The organism is Planococcus halotolerans (assembly GCF_003289955.1).
In the GTDB taxonomy this organism is placed as follows: Bacteria; Bacillota; Bacilli; order Bacillales_A; family Planococcaceae; genus Planococcus; species Planococcus halotolerans.
In genome coordinates, this window is record NZ_QLZR01000002.1 from 797,107 (window position 1) to 821,308 (window position 24,202).

The 24,202-nt window shown below is 45.9% G+C and carries 21 protein-coding genes; 9 read left to right on the forward strand and 12 right to left on the reverse strand.

Annotated elements, in window-relative coordinates; all coding sequences use genetic code 11:
- Positions 1-76 precede the first annotated feature (76 nt).
- Genes DP120_RS18690 through DP120_RS08585 form a run of 3 tightly spaced genes read left to right on the forward strand, consistent with a single transcriptional unit; the run spans position 77 to position 1,705 of the window.
- Positions 77-304 (forward strand): glycosyltransferase family protein, encoded by a 228-nt coding sequence (locus tag DP120_RS18690; RefSeq protein ID WP_240611993.1) that lies wholly within the window; start codon positions 77-79, stop codon positions 302-304.
- On the forward strand, positions 237-1,289 hold the full coding sequence (gene pgaC / locus DP120_RS08580) for a poly-beta-1,6-N-acetyl-D-glucosamine synthase (protein ID WP_240611994.1): 1,053 nt from the start codon (positions 237-239) through the stop codon (positions 1,287-1,289). Before DP120_RS18690 ends, pgaC begins: the two co-directional genes overlap by 68 nt.
- Positions 1,247-1,705, forward strand: coding sequence for a PgaD family protein (locus DP120_RS08585; protein ID WP_112223212.1), 459 nt, complete (start codon positions 1,247-1,249; stop codon positions 1,703-1,705). Before pgaC ends, DP120_RS08585 begins: the two co-directional genes overlap by 43 nt.
- Before the next feature lie 64 nt (positions 1,706-1,769).
- Here the strand turns inward: DP120_RS08585 and DP120_RS08590 are convergent, their stop codons facing one another.
- Positions 1,770-3,260 (reverse strand): glycine betaine uptake BCCT transporter, encoded by a 1,491-nt coding sequence (locus tag DP120_RS08590; protein WP_112223213.1) that lies wholly within the window; start codon positions 3,258-3,260, stop codon positions 1,770-1,772.
- A 74-nt stretch (positions 3,261-3,334) separates the two neighbouring features.
- Between DP120_RS08590 and DP120_RS18780 the strand changes: the two genes are divergently transcribed.
- The gene (locus tag DP120_RS18780; protein WP_276310399.1) at positions 3,335-3,463 is read left to right on the forward strand and encodes a hypothetical protein; all 129 of its coding nucleotides are present in this window, start codon (positions 3,335-3,337) and stop codon (positions 3,461-3,463) included.
- A gap of 34 nt (positions 3,464-3,497) precedes the next feature.
- Here DP120_RS18780 and DP120_RS08595 read toward each other — a convergent pair whose 3' ends face one another.
- From DP120_RS08595 to DP120_RS08610, 4 genes are all read right to left on the reverse strand, one after another.
- Positions 3,498-4,097: a sugar transferase gene (locus DP120_RS08595; RefSeq protein WP_112223214.1), complete on the reverse strand. Its 600-nt coding sequence runs from the start codon at positions 4,095-4,097 to the stop codon at positions 3,498-3,500.
- A 232-nt stretch (positions 4,098-4,329) separates the two neighbouring features.
- Complete coding sequence (thrB, locus tag DP120_RS08600) at positions 4,330-5,235, reverse strand: homoserine kinase (RefSeq protein ID WP_112223215.1); 906 nt, start codon at positions 5,233-5,235, stop codon at positions 4,330-4,332.
- Positions 5,232-6,293, reverse strand: coding sequence for a threonine synthase (gene thrC / locus DP120_RS08605; RefSeq protein WP_112223216.1), 1,062 nt, complete (start codon positions 6,291-6,293; stop codon positions 5,232-5,234). Before thrC ends, thrB begins: the two co-directional genes overlap by 4 nt.
- On the reverse strand, positions 6,290-7,582 hold the full coding sequence (locus tag DP120_RS08610) for a homoserine dehydrogenase (RefSeq protein ID WP_112223217.1): 1,293 nt from the start codon (positions 7,580-7,582) through the stop codon (positions 6,290-6,292). Before DP120_RS08610 ends, thrC begins: the two co-directional genes overlap by 4 nt.
- A 125-nt stretch (positions 7,583-7,707) precedes the next feature.
- Here DP120_RS08610 and DP120_RS08615 point away from each other — a divergent pair, with 125 nt between their 5' ends.
- On the forward strand, positions 7,708-9,072 hold the full coding sequence (locus DP120_RS08615) for an aspartate kinase (RefSeq protein ID WP_112223218.1): 1,365 nt from the start codon (positions 7,708-7,710) through the stop codon (positions 9,070-9,072).
- A gap of 98 nt (positions 9,073-9,170) precedes the next feature.
- Here the strand turns inward: DP120_RS08615 and DP120_RS18420 are convergent, their stop codons facing one another.
- The 3 genes from DP120_RS18420 to DP120_RS08625 form a co-directional block, all read right to left on the reverse strand.
- Entirely contained in the window at positions 9,171-9,335 is a 165-nt protein-coding gene (locus tag DP120_RS18420) for a hypothetical protein (protein WP_165843748.1), read from the reverse strand.
- A gap of 168 nt (positions 9,336-9,503) precedes the next feature.
- The gene (locus DP120_RS08620; protein WP_112223219.1) at positions 9,504-9,905 is read right to left on the reverse strand and encodes a hypothetical protein; all 402 of its coding nucleotides are present in this window, start codon (positions 9,903-9,905) and stop codon (positions 9,504-9,506) included.
- Positions 9,906-10,538: 633 nt separating this feature from the next.
- Positions 10,539-11,930 carry an alanine/glycine:cation symporter family protein gene (locus DP120_RS08625; protein ID WP_112223220.1) on the reverse strand — a complete coding sequence of 464 codons (1,392 nt, stop codon included), beginning with the start codon at positions 11,928-11,930 and terminating at the stop codon, positions 10,539-10,541.
- Between the two features lie 1,151 nt (positions 11,931-13,081).
- On the opposite strand from DP120_RS08625, the gene ggt reads away from it, so the two are divergent.
- Both ggt and DP120_RS18825 read left to right on the forward strand, forming a co-directional pair.
- Positions 13,082-14,884, forward strand: a complete 1,803-nt coding sequence (gene ggt / locus DP120_RS08630; RefSeq protein WP_112223221.1) for a gamma-glutamyltransferase — start codon at positions 13,082-13,084, stop codon at positions 14,882-14,884.
- A 278-nt stretch (positions 14,885-15,162) separates the two neighbouring features.
- Positions 15,163-15,657 (forward strand): TM2 domain-containing protein, encoded by a 495-nt coding sequence (locus DP120_RS18825; protein WP_420812429.1) that lies wholly within the window; start codon positions 15,163-15,165, stop codon positions 15,655-15,657.
- A gap of 610 nt (positions 15,658-16,267) precedes the next feature.
- On the opposite strand, the gene DP120_RS08640 is transcribed toward DP120_RS18825, so the two are convergent.
- The 4 genes from DP120_RS08640 to DP120_RS08650 all read right to left on the reverse strand — a co-directional run bounded on the left by DP120_RS08640 (position 16,268) and on the right by DP120_RS08650 (position 20,102).
- The gene (locus DP120_RS08640; protein WP_112223297.1) at positions 16,268-17,341 is read right to left on the reverse strand and encodes a C45 family autoproteolytic acyltransferase/hydrolase; all 1,074 of its coding nucleotides are present in this window, start codon (positions 17,339-17,341) and stop codon (positions 16,268-16,270) included.
- A gap of 251 nt (positions 17,342-17,592) precedes the next feature.
- Positions 17,593-17,799: a hypothetical protein gene (locus DP120_RS18260; RefSeq protein ID WP_133257380.1), complete on the reverse strand. Its 207-nt coding sequence runs from the start codon at positions 17,797-17,799 to the stop codon at positions 17,593-17,595.
- A 113-nt stretch (positions 17,800-17,912) separates the two neighbouring features.
- Positions 17,913-18,941, reverse strand: coding sequence for a threonine aldolase family protein (locus tag DP120_RS08645; RefSeq protein WP_112223222.1), 1,029 nt, complete (start codon positions 18,939-18,941; stop codon positions 17,913-17,915).
- Positions 18,942-19,061: 120 nt separating this feature from the next.
- Positions 19,062-20,102, reverse strand: a complete 1,041-nt coding sequence (locus DP120_RS08650) for an S-layer homology domain-containing protein (RefSeq protein WP_165843749.1) — start codon at positions 20,100-20,102, stop codon at positions 19,062-19,064.
- A 267-nt stretch (positions 20,103-20,369) separates the two neighbouring features.
- Here DP120_RS08650 and DP120_RS08655 point away from each other — a divergent pair, with 267 nt between their 5' ends.
- Both DP120_RS08655 and DP120_RS08660 read left to right on the forward strand, forming a co-directional pair.
- On the forward strand, positions 20,370-20,981 hold the full coding sequence (locus tag DP120_RS08655) for a TetR/AcrR family transcriptional regulator (protein ID WP_112223224.1): 612 nt from the start codon (positions 20,370-20,372) through the stop codon (positions 20,979-20,981).
- 35 nt (positions 20,982-21,016) lie between these two features.
- A complete protein-coding gene (locus DP120_RS08660; RefSeq protein WP_112223225.1) occupies positions 21,017-23,332 on the forward strand; it encodes an MMPL family transporter in 2,316 nt (771 codons plus the stop codon).
- The last annotated feature ends 870 nt before the right edge of the window (positions 23,333-24,202 follow it).

A 24,202-nucleotide genomic window follows, 5' to 3' on the forward strand; every position in this document is an offset into this window, starting at 1 on the left:
TTATTTATAAAACTTATCAAATTTTTAATGATACTTCCATAACTTTTCGAGTATAGTAATAGAGATAAAACTATACGTGAAACGTTTACAGGAGGACATCCATGAATTTTTTTGGATGGCCGGATCGATTCTTTTTATCCGCACAAAAGAGCAGAAAAACGATACATTGAATTTTGAGGAAATCGACTGGCCGATGATCAGCATATTGGTTCCCTGCTATAACGAAGAAGAAACGATTGAAGAAACTGTCCGAAACCTTACGGGACTGTCATATCCTAAAAAAAGAAATCATTTTGATCAATGACGGATCGACAGACCGGACGAGTGAACTGATAAAGAAATTATCAGAGCGGCACCCAAGTGTAAGAGCCATTCAATTGATGGAAAACCGCGGCAAAGCGAATGCCCTGCAAGTCGGCTTATTCGCGTCCCGCTCCGAATATCTCGTCTGCGTCGAATCGGATGCCCTGTTATCCGATACTGCCCCTTATTATCTGATCAATCATTTCTTTAAATGCGGTGAAAGGCTCAGAGCTGTTACCGGCAATCCGGCGATCTGCAACCGCAACAACCTGCTCAGCCGAATGCAATTGGACGAATACGCCTCCATTATCGGCGCGATCAAACGGACGCAGCGTCTGCTCGGGAAAGTAATGACCGTCTCCGGAGTCGTTGTGGCATTCCGGAAAAAAGCGTTAGTCGACGTCGGCCTATGGGACCGCGATATGATTACGGAAGATATTGCCGTCAGCTGGAAACTTCAGAAAAAATTCTGGGATGTCCGCTATGAACCACGCGCCATTTGCTGGATGCTCGTACCCGAAACCCTGTCCGGCATATGGAAACAGCCTGTACGCTGGGCTCAAGGCGGACAGGAAGTCATTATACGCCATTGGCGCGTCCTGTTCACCTGGAAGCAACGAAGAATCTGGCTGATCTACCTTGAACAATGGATCAGCATCATTTGGGCGTTCTGCTGGCTATTCGTCACTTTGCTGCTGCTGTTTACCGCTGAAACATTTCAACAGATGCTCATCTGGTTCACCATCACTTCGTTTGCACTGGTATTCATCAGTCTGATCCAGTTATTTGTCGCGCTGCTGATCGATTCCCGCTACAACCCTGTACTAAAATACTATTTCTGGGCAGCCTGGTATCCGGCCATTTACTGGATGGTTAACACAGCTGTCGTCATGGCAGCCGTTCCGCGCGCCATCTCATCCCGTCTGAAAGGAGGTTATGCAGTATGGCACAGCCCAGACCGCGGCATGAAGAAGAAAACTTCCTGATCGTCGGCAACCGCTCCTGGTTCCACGCCTGCATCGACCTTCTGTTCACCTTGTTTTTCTGGGGCTACAGCCTGCTTGTCGTCATCTTTTTCCTGTCGGCAACGTTCGGGTTCGATAACAGCCTGACACGAATCGTCAATGCATCCTTCAATACAATCAACAGTGATATCCGTAATCTGGTGATTCTTGGGCTCGCCATCTTCATTGTCTTTTACGTCATCCTCTCTATGAACCGGCTGTACAATAAAAAAAGGTTCGGCAACTTAAAACGTCGTAGCTACCCCGCTGCCGTCAGCATATCCGAACTGGAGGCTTTAGGATTAATGGACAATGAAACCATCGCGCAGCTTCAACGTGAAGATTATGTGGTTTTTGAGAAAAATCCGATCATTCCATTGAGCAGTGAAAAACAATGATGAATAAAATTTCATTACAAAAGCCGCATCCAAATTACCCGGATGCGGCCATTTTTATCTTCTGTTATTTTTTCAGCTTCATCGAAGCCAATTCTGTTTTCAATGCTTTAAACAACGCAATGACCATCAGAATCATGACAAACGAAAACGGCAGCGCCGCTATGATGATCGTGTTCTGAACAGCCGCCAGTCCGCCAACCCATAACAGGATTGCCGCAACCAACGACTGCGCAACGCCCCACAGGATTTTGATCTGATTGCTTGGCAATAACGAACCGTTTGTTGACTGCATTCCCAACACGAAAGTCGCTGAATCGGCGGATGTGATAAAGAAGGTGCTGACCAGCAGAATAGCTAAAATGGAGAGAAGCATTCCCATCGGCATTTCATTGAACATGCCGAAAAGCGTCTGGTCAATCGGCAGAGCCGTTAAATCCACGCCTTTTTTCTGAATATCGACTGCTGTTACACCGAAAGCGGCAAACCAAAATGAGCCGAAAATGGTCGGTACCAGCACGACACCGATCAGGAACTCGCGGATGGTGCGCCCTTTGGAGACACGTGCGATAAACATGCTGACAAATGGCGCCCAGGAAATCCACCATGCCCAGTAGAAAATCGTCCAGCCATCGAGCCAGTTGCGGTTTTCCGCATTAAGCGGAGCCGACTGGGTACTCAGGCTTATCAGATTCTGAAGATATCCTCCGAATGTTTCGGTGAACATATTCAAAATAAGAATCGTCGGACCGAGAATCAATACAAGAATCAATAGGGTGATGGCCAATACCATATTGGTATTCGACAAATACTTGATTCCTTTATTCAATCCGGACCAGGCGGAAATGATAAACAGCAAAGTGACGACGCCGATGATCACCAATTGCATCCATTCCGTTTGCGGTACCCCGAATAAATAGGAGATTCCTCCATTAATCTGTGCAGCTCCGAAACCGAGCGAAGTCGCTACACCGAAGACAGTTGCGAAAACAGCCAGAATATCGACTAATGTGCCGAGCGGCCCGTTCATGCGGTCTCCGAAAATGGGTTTCAATGTGGACGAAATTAACGCAGGTTCGCCTTTGCGGAACTGGAAAAAGGCAAGGGATAACGCAATGATGCCATACATAGCCCAAACGTGGATACCCCAGTGGTAATACGAACGCTGAAGAGCTTCCTTAAACGCGGCATCTGTTCCCGCTTCTGCCGTCGCAGGCTGACTTGCAAAATGCGATAAAGGTTCGGATGCACCGTAAAAGACGAGCCCGATCCCCATTCCGGCTGAAAACAGCATAGCCATCCAGGTAATCGTGGAGAATTCCGGTCTGTCACGGTCTTTGCCGAGACGGATTTTTCCGTAAGGGCTGACGATGATGACAAATACCAGTATTAAAAGCACAGCCATAATCACGAGATAATACCAGCCAAAAGCTGTATTGATGAACGATCTTATGTTGCCTGTGGCTTCTTCGAAAATGTCAGGTGCGGCAACACCGAAAACGACCGTTAAGATCACCAGCGCAAATGTGATATAAAAGACTTTTGTAGCTTTCTTCATGTTGCCTCCTGTTAACGATTTATTTGATATATAGTTATTAAGAATACCGAATAACAACATTATAGTCAAATAGCATGGAGTTGACAGATAGCCATCTGCACGATGATGGCTATCTGAAAGAAAAAACAAAAATGCATGAAGAACCCGCTCCATTGCTGGATTTTTCAGGTTCTTCACGCATTACTATCTACCGAAAATCATAGCCTTGCCTAAGCGCTTTTTCCAATTATTATATGTTTATAGTTTCGGTGCAGCTTTTTCCCCTTCCTTGACCCCTTCCCTCCTGAATACGTACACAGTAGTCCACACCATTATCTTTAAATCCAGCATCGTACTCATGTGCTCGACGTACCCCCCGTCAATCTTCGCCTTTACTTCGATCGGCAGTTCGTCTCTCCCGTTGATCTGTGCCAATCCCGTCAAACCCGGCAGCACGTCGTTCGCCTGGTACTTATCCCGCTCCTCAATAAGATCGAACTGATTCCACAGAGCCGGCCGCGGCCCGATGAGGCTCATCTCCCCTTTCAGGATATTGAGGAATTGAGGCAGCTCATCAAGGCTCGTCTTACGCAGAAATTTACCTGAACGTGTTATGTAAGCATCCGGTTTCTCCAGCAGGTGGGTCGGCATATCTTTCGGTGCATCGATTTTCATCGTCCTGAACTTTAAAATATGGAATTCTCTTTTCCAGATTCCAATGCGCCTTTGCTTGAATAAAATCGGTCCTGGGGAATCCAGTTTGATGAAAATACATAATAGAAGGTATATAGGCGCCAACGTGACAATAATTGCCAAAGAGACCGAAACATCGAAAATCCTTTTCCAGACTGGGAACATTTTTTGCACTCCTTCTTTCTATATTTTCCTATTAACACAATCAAATCTACTTAAAAAACTGAATATTCCAATAAATAAAGATAATCATATCATTACTTTTCCCCTGAGTCACCCTGCATTTTTAAAAAATAACGTATTACTCATGGGTAATATGTCACTTTATTGTGAAGTCTATTTTTATTAATGCCCAATAAAAAAAGCCCGGTATAATACCGGACTCACGTTCCATCACTCACACTACTTTTTCACAAAACCGGGTTCCGCTGCGAGCCGGTTTGGTAACAAGGCATTCGTAATGCGGATATTGTTCTTTCAATACTGATGCCAGCTGGAGTTCCTGTCCCGGTTCAATCGCGATGAACAAAGACGGCCCCGCACCGCTGATTACCGAGCCATAAGCGCCATGTTCTCTGCAGGTCGCTCGGATGTCGTCAAAGTCTGGAAATCTGCCTTTTCGGAAAGGCTCATGGAATTGATCGTTTTCCATCATCCGGCCAGCGGTTTTCCAGTCACCGACAGCGACCGAAGCGGAAAACACATTGGCCGCCGCACTGCTTTGGATGGCTGCAGTGTATGGAAGTTCCTGCGGCAATAAGCCTCGGGACTCGGCAGTCAGAAATTCAACTGGCGGCACCAGGATGATGGCAGCAATATCCACGTTTTTAATATGGCTGATTGCCAGCTCTTTTCCATCCCAATGGGAAATCGTCAATCCACCAAGCAATGAAGCCGAGACATTATCCGGATGGCCTTCCAATTCCGTGCCGATGACCAGCTTTTCCTGCATCGACAATTCCAATGCCAGCAAACGATCCGCAATTTCGATGCCTGCGGCGATGGCTGATGCACTGCTGCCAAGTCCTCTGCCGAGGGGAATATCGGTTGTCACTTCCAGTTTTGCTGTTGGCATTTCTTTGCCGTAGCGCTCTGCTATATATTGAATTGTCGTGACGAGCAAATTATCGGATGTGCCGGATAAGGATTGATAGCTTTCCGTTAAATATTCCACCGACCAGGCGGAAGCTTTGGTGACTTGGACAGTCATGCAGAGGTCCAGTGCTAAGCCGATCGAATCGAATCCCGGTCCGAGATTAGCAGTGGATGCCGGGACCATGACAGAAAAATCCTTCACACTCATGCTTTCACACCTTTCTTTAAATCCTCCCAAAAGCGTTCCATATCTTCCGGTACAAGAAGTGCTTTATGTTCATTGACCGAAATCGCCGTATCCGGATCTTTCAGGCCATTGCCGGTCAACACGGCCACTACCGTTGAACCTTTAGCAAGCATGCCATTTTCCACTTGCTTTTTAATGCCTGCAATCGAAGCGCACGATGCCGGTTCCGCGAAAATCCCTTCTGTCGCCGCAATCAATTGGTAGGCTTCCAGAATTTCTTCATCTGTCGCCGCTAAAATAGTTCCTTCTGATTCCGCCAATGCGTTTAACGCCAATTGCCAGCTGGCAGGATTCCCGATACGTATTGCTGTCGCCACTGTTTCGGGGTTATCGACCACTTCGTTATTGACGATCGGAGCTGCCCCCGCCGCTTGCACGCCGAGAAGAGTTGGGCGTTCCGCACCCGTTCTCGCCGCATATTCACTGAACCCTTTCCATGAAGCCGAGATATTGCCGGCATTGCCGACAGGCAGTGCAAACACATCCGGCACCCCGTCCAGCTGATCGATCACTTCGAGCGCAATCGTTTTTTGGCCTTCCAGACGATACGGATTGACGGAGTTTACCAGCGCAATGCCCGCTTCCTGTCCGACTTCCCTGACCATACGAAGAGCTTCATCGAAATTGCCTTTGATCTCCAAAATTTCTGCGCCGTACATTTTGGCCTGTGCCAATTTCCCGAGCGCTATGCGCCCTTCCGGGATGACAACGATTGTCCGCATGCCTGCCCGCGCCCCGTAGGCAGCAGCGGAAGCGGATGTATTGCCTGTCGATGCACAGATCAATACCGTCTTCCCTTCTTCTTTCGCTTTGGCCACTGCCATCACCATGCCGCGGTCCTTGAACGAACCCGTCGGATTTGCGCCTTCAAGCTTAACGTACAGCTGGATACCCCATAGTTCCGATAATTTCTCCAAATGGACCAAGGGCGTATGTCCTTCCTGAAGCGTCAATGCCGGTGTCTTTTCTGTTACCGGCAGCCATTCTTTATATTGTTCAATCAATCCAGGCCATCTCATGCTGTTTCCTCCCCTTCGATGCGGTAATGGCTGATGATATTCGCCGTCCCTTCTAAATTCCGGAGTAAATCCAGGTGCTGCTGCCTTGAAATCCGATGGGTCAATAAAATAATCTCCGCTTTGCCGTCGACTTCTGCCGGATGCTGCATGACCGATTGCAGGCTTGCATCATTGTTGCTGTAAATGGACGTCAGCTCGGATAACACACCCACTTCGTCTTTCACAAGCAAACGGTAAAAATATTTCGCATAGCAGCTGTTGTCCGGTTTGATGACGCGTTCATGCTGAGCGGCGTGGGCACGTTTGCCGTTGACTCCTAATTGCAGGTTGCGGCAAGCTGCGATAATATCCGAAACGACCGACGTCGCTGTAGGAAGCGATCCGGCACCGGGTCCGTAAAGCATCGTTTCGCCGACAGCGTCGCCGTGTATGTATACGGCATTGAATTCGTTATTGACCGCTGCAAGCGGATGCGAATCAGGTAGGAAAATCGGTTCTACTGCCACTTCGATGCCCTCATCGTTCTTCTTTGAAGATCCGACCATTTTCATCGTATAGCCGAATTTTTCCGCAAGCTCCAAATCGCCGTCGCGTATTTCTTTCATGCCGCGTACCAGCACATCATCCAAATGGACAACTGTTGAAAACGCCAGCGATGACAAGATGACCATCTTCCGTGCGGCGTCTAATCCATCGACATCCGCCGAAGGATCCGCTTCTGCATATCCCAGCCGTGTCGCTTCGGCCAATGCCGCTTCGTAAGTCATATTCTCTTTTTTCATTTTCGTTAAGATGAAGTTTGTCGTGCCGTTGACAATTCCCATTAAACTTGTAATCCGGTCGGAAGCCAGTCCATCTTCCAATGTGCGGATGATGGGAACGCCCCCTGCCACACTCGCTTCATAGAATAAATCGCATTTCTGTTCATCCGCCAGTTTCAACAGCTCCGGACCGAATTCCGCCATTACATCTTTATTGGCTGTGACCACCTGCTTGCCTGCTTTAAGCGCTTTTTCAATCGCTTCCTTGGCGCCCTCGATTCCACCCATCACTTCTACAATGATATCCAATGAAGAATCGTTTAAAATTTCATCAATATCAGTCGTAAAGACAGCCGGATCAAGAACAGCCATCCGTTCCTTTTTCCTGTTTTTGATCAGGACTTTTTTGATGGCAGCTTCTGCGCCCAGTTTATGGCGTAAATCCTGCTGGTGCTGATGCAAAATTTTCGCCACGCCTTCTCCCACTGTTCCTAGCCCCAACAAGCCGATTGAAATTTCTTTCTTCATTGACCATTCCCCCTACATTATGTACACTGTGAAAAAACACTTGTCTTTCCCATAAAGACATTATAGTATTGTATCTAAATTAAAACAACCCTTAATCCATTCCGAAAAAGATGGGACTTGATAAGATGAAAGTATGTAAATTCGGCGGAACTTCCGTAGCAAGCGCAGAGCAGATCAAAAAAGTGGCGGCGATTGTCCAAAGCGATCCAAGCCGTAAAATTGTCGTTGTTTCAGCTCCCGGCAAAAGGTTCAGCGGTGACACCAAAGTTACCGACCTTCTTATCGAGCTTGGCAGGGCGTCACTTGCCGGTGAAAGGGTCGAAGCGCCGCTTGAAAAAGTAGTACAGCGGTATGCCCAGATCGCTGAAGAGTTAAATCTTGATCCCGCTGTCATCCGAGCCATCCAAACCGATCTCTGGAATCGATTGAGTGCTGATAAAAGCAATCAGGAATTATATATGGACCGCATCAAAGCGAGCGGCGAAGACAATTCCGCGAAACTGATTGCCGCTTATTTCGCTGCCTCCGGCTTGCAGGCCAAGTATGTAAACCCGGGTGATGCAGGATTGATCGTCAACGACTTACCGAAGCGCGCCCAGGCATTGCCGGAAGCATACGAGCGCCTTGCCACTCTCAGAAACAGTGAAGCCGTCAGCGTATTCCCCGGATTCTTCGGCTTCACCAAAAACGGCACGCTGCGCACTTTCGAGCGCGGCGGCTCCGACATCACCGGTTCCATCTTAGCGGCTGCCGTGAAAGCGGAACTCTATGAGAACTTTACCGACGTCGATTGCGTTTTTGCAGCCAATCCGCATACCGTAGCCAATCCCGTCGAAATCGAAAAGATGACGTACCGGGAAATGCGCGAGCTTTCCTATGCGGGATTCGCCGTTTTCCATGACGAAGCCTTAATGCCCGCCTTCAAGGAATCCGTTCCAGTATGCATCAAAAACACCAATCACCCTGCCGCCCCTGGCACGATGATTGTCAAAGAACGCGATTACAGCAAACGGCCCGTCACTGGCATTTCAGCTGACAGCGGATTTTCCACATTGTACGTAAGCAAATACTTAATGAACCGCGAAATCGGCTTTGGCCGGAATTTGCTGCAGATTCTGGAAGATGAAGGAATTTCATATGAACACATTCCGTCAGGCATCGATAATCTATCGGTCATCATCCGCAGCCATCAATTGACCCCGGAAAAAGAAGCGCGCATTGTCCAGCGCATCCAAACCGAAATGCATGCCGATGATGTCCATATCCGCAGCGACTTTTCCATGGTCGTACTCGTCGGCGAAGGCATGAACCACACAATCGGCCTGGCAGCACGCGCCGCCAGTGCAATTGCCCGCACCGGTGCCAATATCGAAATGATCAACCAGGGGTCGTCTGAAGTCAGCCTGGTGTTCGGCGTCTTGAAACACGACGAGACAAAAATCCTGAAAGAACTGTATCAGGAGTTTTTTGAACCGGCGTTGGTGAAGTAGAAAAAGAAATGAAAAAGCCGCGTCCGACACCCTGGCATTGGGGATTCAGACGCGGCTTTTAATGTATTTATTTATATTTTACTACGCTTATCGCCAGCTTAATTCGCGGCTTCCTCAATACCTTCGACCTGCAGTGCTTCAAGGTTCCCGGAAGTTTTCTCCAGTTTATATTGTTTGTATCCATCGATATGTTCCACGTACATTTCCAAATACGTTTTAGTCAGGCCATCCATTTTTGTTGCTTCATTAGTTATAACAGTCATCCGATTCATCCTCCTAAGTATGGTTCATCATAATCATTTGGCTTAAAAGCAGCAGTCCATGACTTTCAACGAGACAGTGTTTCAGGTTCTTGCCATTCGAAATGCGATTCAGCTAATGATTTTCCTACTTGTGAATTGCCAGTGAGTCCGGATCACTGCCCCTTTCTTCTACCCCAGTTTGCGAAGCGCTGCATATAGGCGTGCAGCAAAATCTTCATAAGGCTCCTGAGATTTTAAGCGAATGCAATAAATGCCGCGTTCCATTGACATGTGCTGCGAAAAACTGATAGGAAGTAAAATCGGGTGCCGGATGAGTGCCTGCGTAAAAACCGGCAGTTCTTTTGGAAGAAGAAAGATTTCAGCTTCGTTGACAGCTTCCATGTCATCACGGAATATTTTCAAGGGAATTGTAAGTTCCAGTGACAATTTTGCCCGTGCGTGGGAACTCTTGCGTATTTTGATCAGCCGTTTCTTATGAAGCTTCAAAAATTCAGTGTCCAATTCCACCTCGGTGCCCATAAATCCGTTGTCGGTCTCAGCCGTCAATGCCAGGGAATCCGTTCCTGCCATTCCACCCACTCCTTCTATTTTTTCTTTCTTCTCCAAAAAATGAATAATTACAATACACCCCTTAAAAGATAAACGATTAACAACAAAGAGCAAAAATGTATAAGGTAAAAGCTCATTTACCAATACCATTAACCTATATCACTGGGTAAAATATGTAAAGTAGCTATTGAAAATTCTTATAATTCAGAAATTAATTTGTTTTTCTTGTATACTTTCAACCTATAAATCATTCAGAAAAGTAACTGGCTAAAGACTGGTAAAAATATTTTCTCTCACTCTTTTTACCTACTAAAATTCTTACCTCCTTTTTTTGAAACCTCTACAGCCGCGTTAATTCCAAGTGAATGAATGGGTATTCAATCTGATTAGCAATAATCCACTCAATGCCAGTTACTGGCTATCGTCGAAAATATATAAAGAGGAAACCTTGTAAGAAAATAACTATGATATAATGTTTTTCTGAAAAAAATTTTCAAGGAATTTCGTAAATATTAGCATTTACATCTTTAATTATGACAATTTACAATAAAGCATAAAAATGCATGAAGAGAACCGTCCCTATTAGGAAATGCGGATTCTTCATGCATTTTTATTGTATACATCCGATGTCGAACGGCTATTTGCAAGTCCTGCTTATCTCGCTTTTGCCGCTTTTTTCTCTTTCATATCTTTCTTATAATACTTGTCCGATGTAAAGAACTCCGTTTTCAGCTGTTTCACTTTTTTGCTCAACAGCAGAATGGCGATCAAGTTAGGAATAAGGATTGCCGCGAGCATGATATCCAGGAAGCCCCAGATCACTTCAGCTGCGCCGACTGCTCCCAATATCACTGCCAAAATGTAAACCACTTGGATTCCGTAGGACGCTTTCAACCCAAACAGAAACTCGGCCTGCTTTGCACCATAAAAGATGACTACTAAGATGGTTGAAAACACGAAGAAAATAAGTGCAATCGTCACCAGGATGCCGCCGAATGTACCGAAATACGATTCAAATGCCAACGTCGTCAAAGCCGATGAATTTTCCATCGCCCCTTCTTCCATCCAGACACCGGAAGACAAGACCACAAACGCAGTAGCCGTACAGACGATCAACGTATCAACTACCACTCCGATAACTGCCCAGAATCCCTGACGCACGGGATGGTCCGTCGTCGCCGCTGCATGGGCAATCGGTGCAGTACCAAGTCCCGACTCGTTGGAATAAAGACCGCGGGCAAAGCCCCAGCGGATAACTTCAACAATCGCCGCTCCGGCAAAACCACCCATGACAGGAGCCGGAGAAAACGCATTGCTGAAAATCAGCATAAAGAATTCAGGCACAGCACTGACATTCATCAAAAGAATCACGAACGCCCCGCCGACATAAAACAATGCCATGAACGGCACGAAGATTTCAGTAACTTTCCCGATCCGTTTGATGCCGCCGAAAACAACAATAGATACCAGAATCGCACTCGCAATCCCCGTCCAAAGCGGCGGAATATTAAACGACGCTTCCACCGTATTGGCCACCGAATTTCCCTGCACCATGATGCTCGGGATCAGTTCAATCATCAATGCGAATGAAAACCAGACACCCAGCCATTTCATCCCCAAGCCCTTCGTCATGTAATACATCGGGCCGCCGACATACTCGCCCTTTTCATTGATTTCGCGGTACTCGACCGCCAGTACGCTCTCCGAAAACTTCAAAGCCATACCAATCAATGCAATAACCCACATCCAGAAAACCGCACCGGGACCACCAAACATGATAGCCGCCGGCACGCCGACAATATTTGCCGCTCCAATTGTGGATGACAGCGCGGAAGTCAGCGCCTGAAGCGGAGTGACCGTCCCTTCACCTTTCGGCTTCTTGAAAATGCTGCCGAATGTTTGTCCCACTATGTATCCGAAATAACGAAATTGAAAAAACCCTAATTTAAAAGTCATGTAGAGACCCGACGCCAATAACATGGTAATGAGCGGAATCCCCCACAACCATGCCGAAAAATCAGCAATGCCCTGCAAAAATCGATCCAAAATATTTCCTCCTCAATATGTACGATAAGAAATTCTTCCCGCATCGCGGGACCATTAAACAATAAATGGAATTTTTAATCGAAAAATGTTAAAAAGTCGCAACGTGATGACAGCCAACCGCGTAAATATGACTATCTATATAAAATAATAAAAGCCAGTCAGCTAGCGACCGGCTTTTCACTATTTTTTTCTGCTTTATTCGCTTTTCGCCTGCGAAAAGCATGCATTATGGGGGTTGATCTTAATATTTTTGGAAAAGTGGACCCACTATAAGCTAATATCAGATTTTTGCAGCTGTTTTTCGCATCTTGGTGGATTGATATTAGCAGATATCGGCATTCAGCGACTTAATCGGGCGTTCAGGAAATTAATCGGGCGCTCAGCGATTTATTCGGGCGTTCAGGAAATTATTCAGGCGCTCAGTGATTTATTCAGGCGTTCGGCAATTTACCGCTGATTTCTTTCGTTCTTTTTCGCTTTTCGCTTGCGAAAAGCATCATTATAAGGTTTTGATCTTAACTTTTTAGTATTTAGATCTCTATTAGGTTAATATCATTTTTCTTGGAGCTTTTTCATAGTCAAATTTCGGGGTGGAAGCAAACATCCGCGTTCGCCGATTCCCATTGATTTCTTTCGTTCTTTTTCGCTTTTCGCCTGCGAAAAGCATCATTATATGGTTTTGATTTTGTTAGTTGCAGAAGAGTGGGATGATATTGGCTTTTCCAGCTGCTTTTCTCTTCCTCTTGCCTGTGAATTGGCGGATATCTACGCTCAGGAAATTATATCTCCGTTCAGCGATTTATATCAACGCTCAGGAGATTATATCAACGTTCGCCATAACAGACGTTAAACTCACCTCGCTTCTTAAACTCACTCAATACAGCAAACAAGAAAGATGATTGTTTCTACCTTATTCAAGTAATTACACCTCTTAATATAAAAACCGCTATTAATCATCGGTGGAATTCAAACAGCATAATCTACAAAAGATATATTTTTAGTACAGACAGCAACTTGATTCTTTAAGCCCAATATTTTACATGTCTGCTAGTCTTAACTATTCATCTTTCAGAATACTTAGTTTTATTATTGCTTAATTCCTAATTTTTACTTATTTTTAAAGAAGAACCTAAATTTAAAGGAGGAAATCAATGAAGACTTTTCTCAGATCAACCGGTTTCTTGTTGCTCATTGCCGTTTTAGTCATTGGAATGTTTACACCAACAGGACTCGCAAAAAACAAAGCTATCGATTACGACAGCTACGATGAAGTCGCTATTGCACAAGATGGGATGGTAGCAACCGCCCACCCGCTGGCTTCTGAAATTGGCGCTGAAGTTCTGGAGAAAGGCGGCAATGCGATGGATGCCGCGATTGCCATCCAGTTTGCGTTAACGGTCACCGAACCGATGATGTCCGGAATCGGGGGCGGTGGATTCATGATGGTATATGACGCTGAAACTGGCGAAACCCAAATCGTCAACAGCCGCGAACGCGCTCCGGCTGGCGCAACTCCTGACATGTTCCTTGACGAAAATGGAAATCCGATTCCTTTCGGTGAACGCTCTACCGGCGGAACGGCCGTCGGTGTGCCCGGAACAGTCAAAGGACTTGAAGAAGCACATGAACGCTGGGGTACGAAACCTTTTCAGCAATTAATCAACCCAGCCATCAAACTCGCGCATAAAGGATTCCCTATCGACTCGGTACTTGCCGATGCAATTGAAAGCAACTCAGGCAAGCTCAGCCGCAGTGCTGCTGCAGAAGTATTCCTGCCAGATGGGCAGCCGCTGGATGAAGGCGACTGGCTTGTTCAAAAAGACTTGGCAAAAACCCTGAAACTCATCCGCTCCCACGGGGCTGATGCTTTCTATGAAGGCGAAATCGCTGACGCTTTGGCTGAAACTGTACAGGACTTCGGCGGTTCCATGACTGCAGACGACTTGTCTGATTACGAACTGTCAATTGATGAACCGATCTGGGGCGAATTCCAAGGCTATGATATCGCTTCAATGCCCCCTCCAAGTTCAGGCGGCGTCTTCCTGCTGCAAATGCTTGGTATTTTGGACGGCTTCGACCTTTCCCAATATGACGTTAGATCATGGGAGAAATATCATTTATTAGCTGAAACTATGCACCTCGCTTACGCGGACCGTGCCGCTTACGCCGGCGATCCTGATTTTGTCGACGTGCCGCTCAACGGTTTATTGCATCCCGACTATATTGCGGAACGCCGCGCTTTGATTGACCTAAATTCAGTCAATGAAAACCCGACAGCCGGTGACCCGTGGCAATACGAAAATGGCACGCCTAATTATGGAGCAACCGAGCAGCCGGACCAAAACCAGTACGGCGAAACTACCCACTTTACGGTAGCTGACCGCTGGGGCAACGTCGTTTCCTACACAACAACGATTGAGCAAGTGTTCGGCACAGGCATCATGGTTCCCGAATACGGCTTTATGCTCAATAACGAGTTGACCGATTTTGACGCAGTGCCAGGCGGTGCCAATGAAGTGCAGCCATATAAACGGCCACTCAGTTCAATGACGCCAACGATTGTCTTTGATGGAGATGAACCGGTGTTAACCGTCGGATCTCCAGGCGGACCGACCATTATCACATCCGTGCTGCAGACGATCCTCCATGCAATCGAATACGATATGGAATTAAAAGCCGCGGTGGAAGAACCGCGCATTTACACAAATAACATCAATTCCTACCGTTACGAAACCGGCATTTCAGCCGATGTTTTAGAACAATTAAACAGCATGGGACATTCATTCGGTGCTTCCCCAACAGTCATCGGAAATGTCCAGAGCATCCAAATCGATCCAGAAACCGGTGAATTCAAAGGTGTCGCTGACTCCAGCCGAAACGGAGCAGCCATCGGAATTGATCTGAAGAAAGGGAAAGATAATGGAAAGGGTAAAGGGAAGGGTAAAGGAAATTAAATAGCCATACAGTAAAGGTCCGTCGCTAAATGACGGGCCTTTTTTCTTTTCTTTTTGCATTGCGCACGAAAAGCTTTTATTATCATAAATTTAAAATAAGAGAGCCAGAAAAGTATAGTTAATATAAAATGGAATATTTTTATATTTTTTTATATACAAAGACTAGTTCGACGGATATAATATTAAGTAATTAGATGCGAGACTTATATACTGTTTTTCAGCTTTATTGTAATGCAGTCATAAAATAAATATTTTATATAACTTAGGAGATGAATATAATGAGTACTTGTTATGTACATGAAGAGGCATCATCTGTTGGCACTTGTGTATCTTGCGGAAAATTTATCTGTGCAAATTGCAACACCGAGTTAAAAGGCAAAAACACATGCAAAAAATGCGTCGATGAAATGTTTGAAGAAAACAAAAGAAAAATGGACAAATTAGAAGACAGCAGCAAAGCACAGCAACCTATGGTATTCATGAATGCAGGAGGCGGCGGAGGCGCTGCCAGTGCATCGTCTAGTGTAGGTGGAGAGGCAGCTTGGGCTCCTCAATTTACAAAAAGTAAAGTAGCTGCAGGATTACTGGCGATTTTACTTGGTGCTTTTGGAGCCCACAAATTCTATTTTGGCAAGTGGATTCAAGGAATTGTTTACTTGGTTTTCTTTTGGACATACATACCAGCAATCCTGGGAATAATTGAGGGCATCCGTTACTTAGTACTGTCAGATCAAGATTTCGCACAAAAGTATGATGACGGATATAAAGCATAATAAAATTTCATTTAAACGAAATAGCCGTCTGCGGAAATGAAGAATTTCCGCAGACGGCTATTTTTTGTAATAAAAATTTACTTGATAGTCCCATAAAAAAGCAGCACATTTCACTACTTAACCCGCTCCAACCACTTTCTCAATGTTTCTGACCAATTTTAAAATTCGTTTCACATGCCTGTTTTCTTTCACTGGTCTTTCCTTTTCTTTTTCGCTTTTCGCTGGCGAAAAGCAGGCATTATGAGGTTTTGATCTTACTATTTGAAGTAATACTCATTCCCACCCTAGTTTGTATCAGTTTTTCAGCTGTTTTTCCTTATTTTCCTGGCTATAATCCAGCAGATATCTTCGATTAGAAATTATTCGGGCGTTCAGAAGATTAATCGGGCGTTCAGGAAATTATTCAGGCGTTCAGAAAATTATTCAGGCGCTCAGAAAATTATTCAGGCGCTCAGAAGATTATTCCGGCGTTCGCCATTCCCCCAGCACATTTACACTTCGCAAAAAACCAAACCAAAATCCAGCTGCAAAAAACATGGCCCGTCGTGCCGACGGCCGCTAAAACCTTCAGTCAAACCTCCTCAACCTATAACCTTGCACAAATACAAAGCTATCCCCTCGACACAACCTTCCCATATAGCCGATCCAGATGCCCAAATCCAATATCCGTATCCACTTCCCCGTAAACTTTCTCCACATGTAGATCCTCACCCTGCAGCCAACTATCAAAATCAAACACCACCGGCTCCTTATCTCCACCCAGCGCAAACCAAGCCTGTCCCTTCTCCGGCACATAAGCAGACGTATGGATCGTTCCCGCCCAGCTCTTATACTGCTTGGCAAAAACACCACCATCGCTATCATTCAACAAACGAAAAGCTCTCTCCACATCCGCCGTCTCCTCAGGCCGACCAGTCATCGCCTCCAGCCGCTCATAAGAATCCTTCAAATAATTACGATTCTCCGCCTGCTGAATCTCAAAATGATTCGTGCAGACATTCGCCGACCGCACATCAATAGCCCGCGGACTCGCCTCGACAATGGCACTCTTTCCAGACCGGTCCTTCATTACATAACTGAACGAACCGCGATGCGGAATTTCCTTCAACAACGCCACCGCTTCATCCACATCAGCGCACGTCTCCAAAATGATCCGGCCGATGGTATAACAGACAAATCCGTCCCCCGGCTTTTTGCGATGCGTGAAATTATAGCCCATCGCCAGCCCTTTCTCGTTCATCCCGTCCATTCTGCCGGTAATCCGCTGAGCCGGTCCGATTGTCGCATAGCCATGACCGTCCGTCGGCTGAAATAAAACATAGCGCCCCTCATAAGTCTGCGGATGAAAATCGTAATTGCGCACCAGAAAATCATCACCGACCACAATCGAACATCCCGATGGCAAAGCATCAATCCGGTAGCCGCCGTAATCGCGCAGCACCTCTTCCATCGGCAGCTCCAGACTCTCCTGCATACCCATCAACTCATCCCAGACGCCTGGCGCAAACTGCCGAAAAGCATTCATCGTTTCATTCACATCAATTTCAAATCGCGGCCGCTTCGCCGTCCACTGCTTTCTTCTGTTCTCAAGAGTGATCGAATCCTTTAAGTATTGTCCATGCAAATATCCCAAATCGTAATGGCTGCCCCGGAACTGCACAATATCGCTATGTATTTTCTTCATCGTCTCCACCTCATCGCCTCTTTTTACTCCAATCATCATATCAATTTCCTGAACTGGAAGGATAGAATTCTGTTTCACTTTAAATTAAATTCAAAATGAGGGGGAATAGAAATGAAGGTTAAAATACGGAAAGACTTTGCTTGTCGGTTTTGCTGTATCGGTAAAAGGCGTCTGCTGCTTCAATACTTCAAGGCTAGAAATTGCCGCGAAAATAAAAAAGCACTCCCTATAGGAGTTGCTTCGCTTCGTTATTACTTTTCATCCGTTTCTTCCATAAATCCATTTTCCTCAGCTGTTGCTGTGCCTTCTCTCAAAGCCTTTGCAAACTCTTCCTGGCTCTTGCAGAGAATAACCTGTTGTTCTTCCATAACTTTTGCTTGAATTGTTTTACTCATTTTATTACCTCCAAAATTGAAATTCATATTTAAACTTGAACTAGCATCAGCTATTTCTATCATATTTATTCCCTTCTTGCCCGGGTATAAACATCCGGCATTCCATTCCTCTTACTTAAAAAATGCATGAAGACTCCCTTTCACGGGATTCTTCATGCACTCTTTCAGGTTCATATTTAAGAAAAGCTCTTCCGAACATCCCCAAGAAAGCTTTCCACATCTTCCATTGAAGTATCGAAAGAAGTGACCAGCCGAATCTCATTCTTTGCTTCGTTCCATACTGCAAATGAATGTTTTTCTTGAAGCTGTTCGATCTGTGCTTTAGGCATTGATGCGAAGACAGCGTTCGACTCGACGGGCTGAGTCAGTGAAATCCCCTCGAATTTCATCAAACCTTCTGCAAGCAACCCAGCCATTTTGTTGGCGTGTCGTGCATTATCCAGCCACAGGCCATCTGTCAATAGCCGCTCAAATTGAGCAGCGAGAAAACGCATTTTAGAGCCCAGCTGCATCCCTTGTTTTCGGATGTATTTTAGCTCAGACGCCAATTCTTTATTGAAGCAAACGACCGCTTCGCCAATCATCAAGCCATTTTTAGTTCCGCCGAACGCCAGCATATCGATGCCGGCATCCACGGTCATTTCGGCCAGACTGCAACCCAGATGCGCTGCCGCATTACTTAGCCTCGCACCATCCATATGTACATAAAATCCATTTGCATGCGCATAAGAAGTGATTTCTTTAATTTCCTCAATCGTATAAACAGTTCCAAGTTCCGTACATTGTGAAATGGAAACGGCTTTCGGCTGGCTTCGCTGCTGGTTGCCGATATTGTGCAAATGCCGCTCGATCCCTTGGACGGTCAGTTTGCCATCCGCTGAAGGGACAGCCAGCAATTTACCGCCGATGAATCCTTCCGCTGCGCCGCCTTCATCGGAGTTGATATGCGCGCCGTCCGTACAGATGATGGCCTGATGTGAACGAACCATCGCTTTCAGTCCCGTTACATTCGCGCCGGTTCCGTTAAAAACAAATTCGACTTCGCTCTCTTCTCCAAAGTGCTCCTTGAACTTTTTGATGGCCGCAGCCGTGTAAAGATCACTTCCGTAGGCAGGAACATGCCCGTCATTCGCCTGTGCAATTGCTTCCATAATGGCGGGGTGGATCCCTGAATTATTATCGCTTGCAAACATTTTCTTAGTCATCGCGTTCGCCTCCTTTCTTTATTTTAAAGCAGATTTACCGATTGGAACAGCCTCCTGCAGATACAGAATCATTTACGACAATAAAGAAAAACCACCCCATCCCTGAAGTGGTCTTCCCTTCTACTGCCGTATAAACAACTGCGTATGATATATCCCATACGAGCCGCCTTTGTAAATCCCAACACCCAAATGCGTATAATCCTTGTTCAAGATATTCGCTTTATGACCTGGACTGTTCATCCACGATGACATAACGCTTTCAGCGCTTCGCTGTCCCGCAGCGATATTCTCACCCGCCGCAGTATAGGAAATACCTCTTAACTTAAGCAAATCAAACGGGCTGCCGTATGTCGGCGACTCGTGGCTGAAATAATTATTGTCAGCCATGTCTTTCGATTTGAGCAATGCTGCATCCTGCAAACCTTTATGCAGCTTAACTGCAGGCACACCGACTTTCGCCCGTTCCTGGTTGACCAGGTTCAATACTTCGGTCATCATAGCCGTCTCTCCGGCTGGAATCCCCGGTGAAGTGGGACCTTCTGCATTCAAATTCCGATAAATGAATACCGCCATCTGGACGCGGTCGACGTTTTGATTGGGACTGAATGTCGTCTTCGTCGTACCGGCGGTAATACCGTTATGGACCAGTGTATCGACATAAGAATAATACCACTGGGACGCCGACACATCAGTAAATGCCTTGATCCCTGAACCCGATCCTTTCAGATCGAATGCTTCTACAAGAATTTTGGCAACTTGCGCTCGAGTCGCAGGCTGTGTCGGATTGAAATTCACATCTTTCGTGAACACGCCTAAGTCAACTAACGCCGCGATTTCGGCATAGCCCGGAGTTTTAGGCGTTACATCTTTGAAGTTCGGATCCGGCCGATTGGCAGTCGGAATGTCCAAAGCCCGCACGATCATCATGGCGCTCTGTGCGCGCGTCACCGCATCATGCGGCTTGAAAGTGCCATCCGTATGCCCTTTGATGATGCCTTTATCCGCCAATTCCGTAATCTCGGTGTGCGCCCAATAACTTTTCGACACATCCGAGAACGACGAAGCGGCCAATGACGGTGATGCCGTAAAAATAAAGAACAGCAATACTGCTGCAGCAATAAAATTCAGCCTTTTGAATAGTGTTTTCGCTTTGTTAGTCATAATAGGCTCCTTCAGCATATTTTTAGTTTCTTCTACGAAATTTATTATAGCCTATTAAATAATAAACTCGGAAACTTTATCCAAATAGTAATAAAAGAGTTATTATTGTAACAAAACTTATTGGTTCCTTATTGTAAGCAGGAGGTTGGACTCTAAAACTCCCTCTCACCACTGAGCATAATAATAATAATAATTGCACAAAGAGAAAAATTGCCCTTTGTGCAGTTTCGTGATATAACTTTAACGTATCTTAAACGAGGTGATGAAATGGCAGAAAACAGTTTGCGGGATAAAAAGAAAATAGCGACGCGGAAGGCATTGGCTGAAGCTGCCTTCGAACTTGCTGCTGAGCGCGGTGTCGATGGGTTTGTAGTGGAAGACATTGTGACAAAAGCCGGCTATTCGCGGCGGACATTCGCCAATTATTTTTCCTGCAAGGAAGAAGCGATTGCGAACTCCTTGAGTCTGGATGATTATTTGGAGTCGGGCGAACAATTTGAATTTTCTCCTCAAGACCATACACCGTTGAGTACCATTGAAATTTTCATCCGCCGCAGTTTCACGATCAATAAACTGAAGCGGCTGAATCACCTTATTTCATTGTCCTGGGAGTATCCGACTCTCAGGCTGTATGTCACCGGTGCGTTAATGGAAATGCAGGATTTTGCAGGACGCAACATCAGTGAAGAATACGGCAGCGATTATCCGAAAGAGTATTATCATATTTTGATTGGAGCTGTGTTCGGCGCGATTCTTCCGGTTCTGGACGAAAGCTTTGACGTGAATTTGCCGGAGGATGAAGAACAGACCGAAAAAAATAATGAGTTCAATCAGTATATGGATACTGTCTTTGCTCATTTACGAAAAGGATTCAGCTGAATAAATTAAACCAACCAGAGAATGGAGTTGCACATGTGTCGAGATTTTTTTACAGCATAGGAAAAACAGCATACAGCAAGCCCTGGCTATTCATTGCCGGATGGCTGCTCATTTTAGGAATCATCATCACTGCCATCGTAACGAATGGCGTGAGCACAAGCAGTGAAACAAGAATTGACGGAACCGCCGCACAGGACGTGCTCGACGAGTTGGCGGAAGAATATCCCGCAGCCTCCGGTGGCCAGGGAAGTTATCTTTTTAAAGTAACTGAAGGAGAAGCCATTGACGATCCTGCAAACGCGCAAGCTCTTGCAATGGCAATAAATGAGATTTATGAATTGGATCACGTCGTGAATCCGATGGATATGATGCAGGATCCAGAAGCAATGGCCCAAATGCAGGAAATGCAGGGCATGCTGAGCCAGCTGCAGACGACTGAAATTGCTCACCGTCCGTTAGTTATCCAGGATATGCCGGTTCCCGGCGTCCAGATTTCGGAAGACGGCAGCGTCGCATTATTCCAGTTTCAACTTACCAAAACAGCGGAAGATCTGAGTGAAGGCGAACGCGAAGAACTCGCTGATGCAGCAGCCATCGCTGAAGACGGCTCTTCCATCACTGTCATTCCGACAGGCACGCTGCAAGGCGTCGACATTCCGATCGGCGGCACGCATGAAATCGTCGGACTCGCAATCGCGGGAGTCATCTTAGTGGTCACGCTCGGTTCACTTATCGCAGCCGGTTTACCACTTATGGTGGCATTGATCGGAGTCGGTGTAGGTGTCGGCGGTACATTCGCCTTATCGAGCATGTTCGAAATCAACAGCCTGACACCGGTTCTCGGACTGATGATCGGTCTTGCAGTCGGAATCGACTACGCCCTCTTCATAGTCAACAGACAGCGCAAGCTGATCATCGACCAGAAACTGTCCGCTAAAGAAGCGGCTGCCCGTGCAATCGGCACAGCAGGCAGCGCGGTATTCTTTGCCGGCCTGACCGTCATCATCGCGTTAAGCGGTTTATTGGTCATCGGCATTTCATTCCTGAGCAGCATGGCGCTCGTCGCCGCACTGACCGTGTTCATCGATGTACTTGTCGCGTTAACTTTCCTCCCTGCTTTGCTGGGATTGATTGGTGAACGAATTGTTTCAGTGAAGACAAGAAATAAAGAAGCAGCGAAAAATGGTTCCAAAGCGAGCTTTGCTCAAGGGTGGATCACAGGTATATTGAAAATGAAGTGGGTCGCAGTGCTGCTTGTCATCGCAATTCTTGGTACGCTCGCGATTCCGGTTGCCCAGATGAATCTCGGCATGCCATCCGGTGAAAGCGCCAATGAAGACACACCGACGAGACAAAGTTACGACATCATCGCTGACAGTTTCGGCGAAGGTTATAACGGACCGCTCCTGGTCGTCGCAAAAGACCAAGACGCGGCGGCTGTCGATCCACAGGAATACTTCCAGCTGCTGTCCAACATCTCACAACTTGACGGCATTGCTGAAGTATCTCCAGGTGGATTCAATGAAGACGGAACAATCGCCATCATCTCAATCATTCCGGAAAACGGACCGACAGATGAAGCAACGAAAGAATTGGTTGAAACTTTGCGCACAGACGCGGCAACCACTGAAAACACGAATGCTGAAATTGGCGTGACTGGAATGACTGCAATCAATATCGACATCTCAGAGAAATTGTCTGAAGTGTTCCCGATTTATATTGCGATCATCGTTGTGCTGTCACTCCTGATCCTGTTAGTAGTGTTCCGCTCGATTCTCATTCCGATCAAAGCAACTGCCGGTTTCCTGTTGAGCATCATGGCGACATTCGGTGCAACAACAGCCGTATTCCAATGGGGCTGGCTCGGATCTATATTCGGCATTGATACAGGCGGCCCTTTACTAAGCTTCATCCCGATCCTGGTAACCGGTATCCTCTATGGTCTTGCTATGGATTACCAAGTATTCCTTGTCTCTTCCATGCGTGAAGCCTATATTCACAGTGAAAAAGGCAATAACGCAATCGTCAGCGGCTATAAAACCGCCAGCAAAGTCGTCGTCGCCGCAGCCCTGATCATGGTCTCCGTATTCTCCGGATTCATCTTCACAGATGACATCATGATCAAGCAAATCGGCTTCGCCCTGGCATTCGGTATTCTCGTGGATGCCTTCCTGATCCGCATGATTTTCGTTCCGGCCGTCATGTCCATGTTCGGCGACAAAATCTGGTACCTGCCAAAATGGCTCGACAAGATTCTCCCGGACTTAGACATCGAAGGAGAAAAACTGCTCGAGCAATTGAATAAAGAAGAAAAAATCAGAGTGAAGAATACTGAAGAAAAGACAATTTGATGATATTTTAGACCGCCGGGAACGTTTCCGGCGGTTTTTTCTATTTCTGGTGTCTTGTTAGTGGCGGATATTGGCTTTTCGGAGGCTAATTTTTCGCTTTGGAGATTATATCGGCGCTCAGCGATTTAATCGGGCGTTCAGGAAATTAATCGGGCGTTCAGCGATTTAATCAGGCGCTCAAGAAATTAATCGGGCGTTCAGCGATTTATATCGGCGCTCGCCAATTCTCCCAGCTTAAGTTTGAAAAAAAGCGTTCAGGCTTCCACTTCTTGAACCGGCAAATTTCTTCTATTGATTTTCTTTATTCTTTTTCGCTTTTCGCCTGCGAAAAGCATCCATTTATGTCTTTTGATCTTTAAATTTGGAGAATAGTGATTCCGATATAGGCTGCTATCTGTTTTCACAGCTGCTTTTTTCAGTCCATTGTTGAAATTAAAGCGGATATCCGCGTTCGGGAAAATATATCCGCGCTCAGAAAATTATATCCGTGTTCAGCGATTTATATCCGCGTTCAGCAATTTATATCCGCATTCAGCCGATTATGTTGGCATCTATGAAAACTCATTATCACGCCAACCCAAATCATGTGATTAATCCCCTCTCAAGTTATTACTAAAGATGAAGGAGCTACGGATGACCAATAAAACAATGTTGTCGAAAATAAAAATGAAGAATTCAATAGAAAGTCCTGTATGATTCTGATTAAACCGCTGGAACTTTTTCGGCGGTTTTTTCTATCCAGTAATTCTTTATCCCCTAAAACTTCGGCTGATACAGGCTTGCAAGCATAAGTTTTCTTTTTATTCAAATTATTATATCTTTTTCTGATTTCTTGTTTTACAATCATATTAGAGAATATGACCTATTTTT

Excerpts from the sequence above, each read along its gene's own strand:
- DP120_RS08585 (WP_112223212.1), top strand. The coding sequence starts at position 1,247 with ATGGCACAGCCCAGACCGCGGCATGAAGAAGAAAACTTCCTGATCGTC.
- DP120_RS08590 (WP_112223213.1), bottom strand. The coding sequence starts at position 3,260 with ATGAAGAAAGCTACAAAAGTCTTTTATATCACATTTGCGCTGGTGATC.
- DP120_RS18780 (WP_276310399.1), top strand. The coding sequence starts at position 3,335 with ATGGAGTTGACAGATAGCCATCTGCACGATGATGGCTATCTGAAAGAA.
- DP120_RS08595 (WP_112223214.1), bottom strand. The coding sequence starts at position 4,097 with ATGTTCCCAGTCTGGAAAAGGATTTTCGATGTTTCGGTCTCTTTGGCA.
- thrB (WP_112223215.1), bottom strand. The coding sequence starts at position 5,235 with ATGAGTGTGAAGGATTTTTCTGTCATGGTCCCGGCATCCACTGCTAAT.
- thrC (WP_112223216.1), bottom strand. The coding sequence starts at position 6,293 with ATGAGATGGCCTGGATTGATTGAACAATATAAAGAATGGCTGCCGGTA.
- DP120_RS08610 (WP_112223217.1), bottom strand. The coding sequence starts at position 7,582 with ATGAAGAAAGAAATTTCAATCGGCTTGTTGGGGCTAGGAACAGTGGGA.
- DP120_RS08615 (WP_112223218.1), top strand. The coding sequence starts at position 7,708 with ATGAAAGTATGTAAATTCGGCGGAACTTCCGTAGCAAGCGCAGAGCAG.
- DP120_RS18420 (WP_165843748.1), bottom strand. The coding sequence starts at position 9,335 with ATGACTGTTATAACTAATGAAGCAACAAAAATGGATGGCCTGACTAAA.
- DP120_RS08620 (WP_112223219.1), bottom strand. The coding sequence starts at position 9,905 with ATGGCAGGAACGGATTCCCTGGCATTGACGGCTGAGACCGACAACGGA.
- ggt (WP_112223221.1), top strand. The coding sequence starts at position 13,082 with ATGAAGACTTTTCTCAGATCAACCGGTTTCTTGTTGCTCATTGCCGTT.
- DP120_RS18825 (WP_420812429.1), top strand. The coding sequence starts at position 15,163 with ATGAGTACTTGTTATGTACATGAAGAGGCATCATCTGTTGGCACTTGT.
- DP120_RS08640 (WP_112223297.1), bottom strand. The coding sequence starts at position 17,341 with ATGAAGAAAATACATAGCGATATTGTGCAGTTCCGGGGCAGCCATTAC.
- DP120_RS18260 (WP_133257380.1), bottom strand. The coding sequence starts at position 17,799 with ATGATAGAAATAGCTGATGCTAGTTCAAGTTTAAATATGAATTTCAAT.
- DP120_RS08645 (WP_112223222.1), bottom strand. The coding sequence starts at position 18,941 with ATGACTAAGAAAATGTTTGCAAGCGATAATAATTCAGGGATCCACCCC.
- DP120_RS08650 (WP_165843749.1), bottom strand. The coding sequence starts at position 20,102 with ATGACTAACAAAGCGAAAACACTATTCAAAAGGCTGAATTTTATTGCT.
- DP120_RS08655 (WP_112223224.1), top strand. The coding sequence starts at position 20,370 with ATGGCAGAAAACAGTTTGCGGGATAAAAAGAAAATAGCGACGCGGAAG.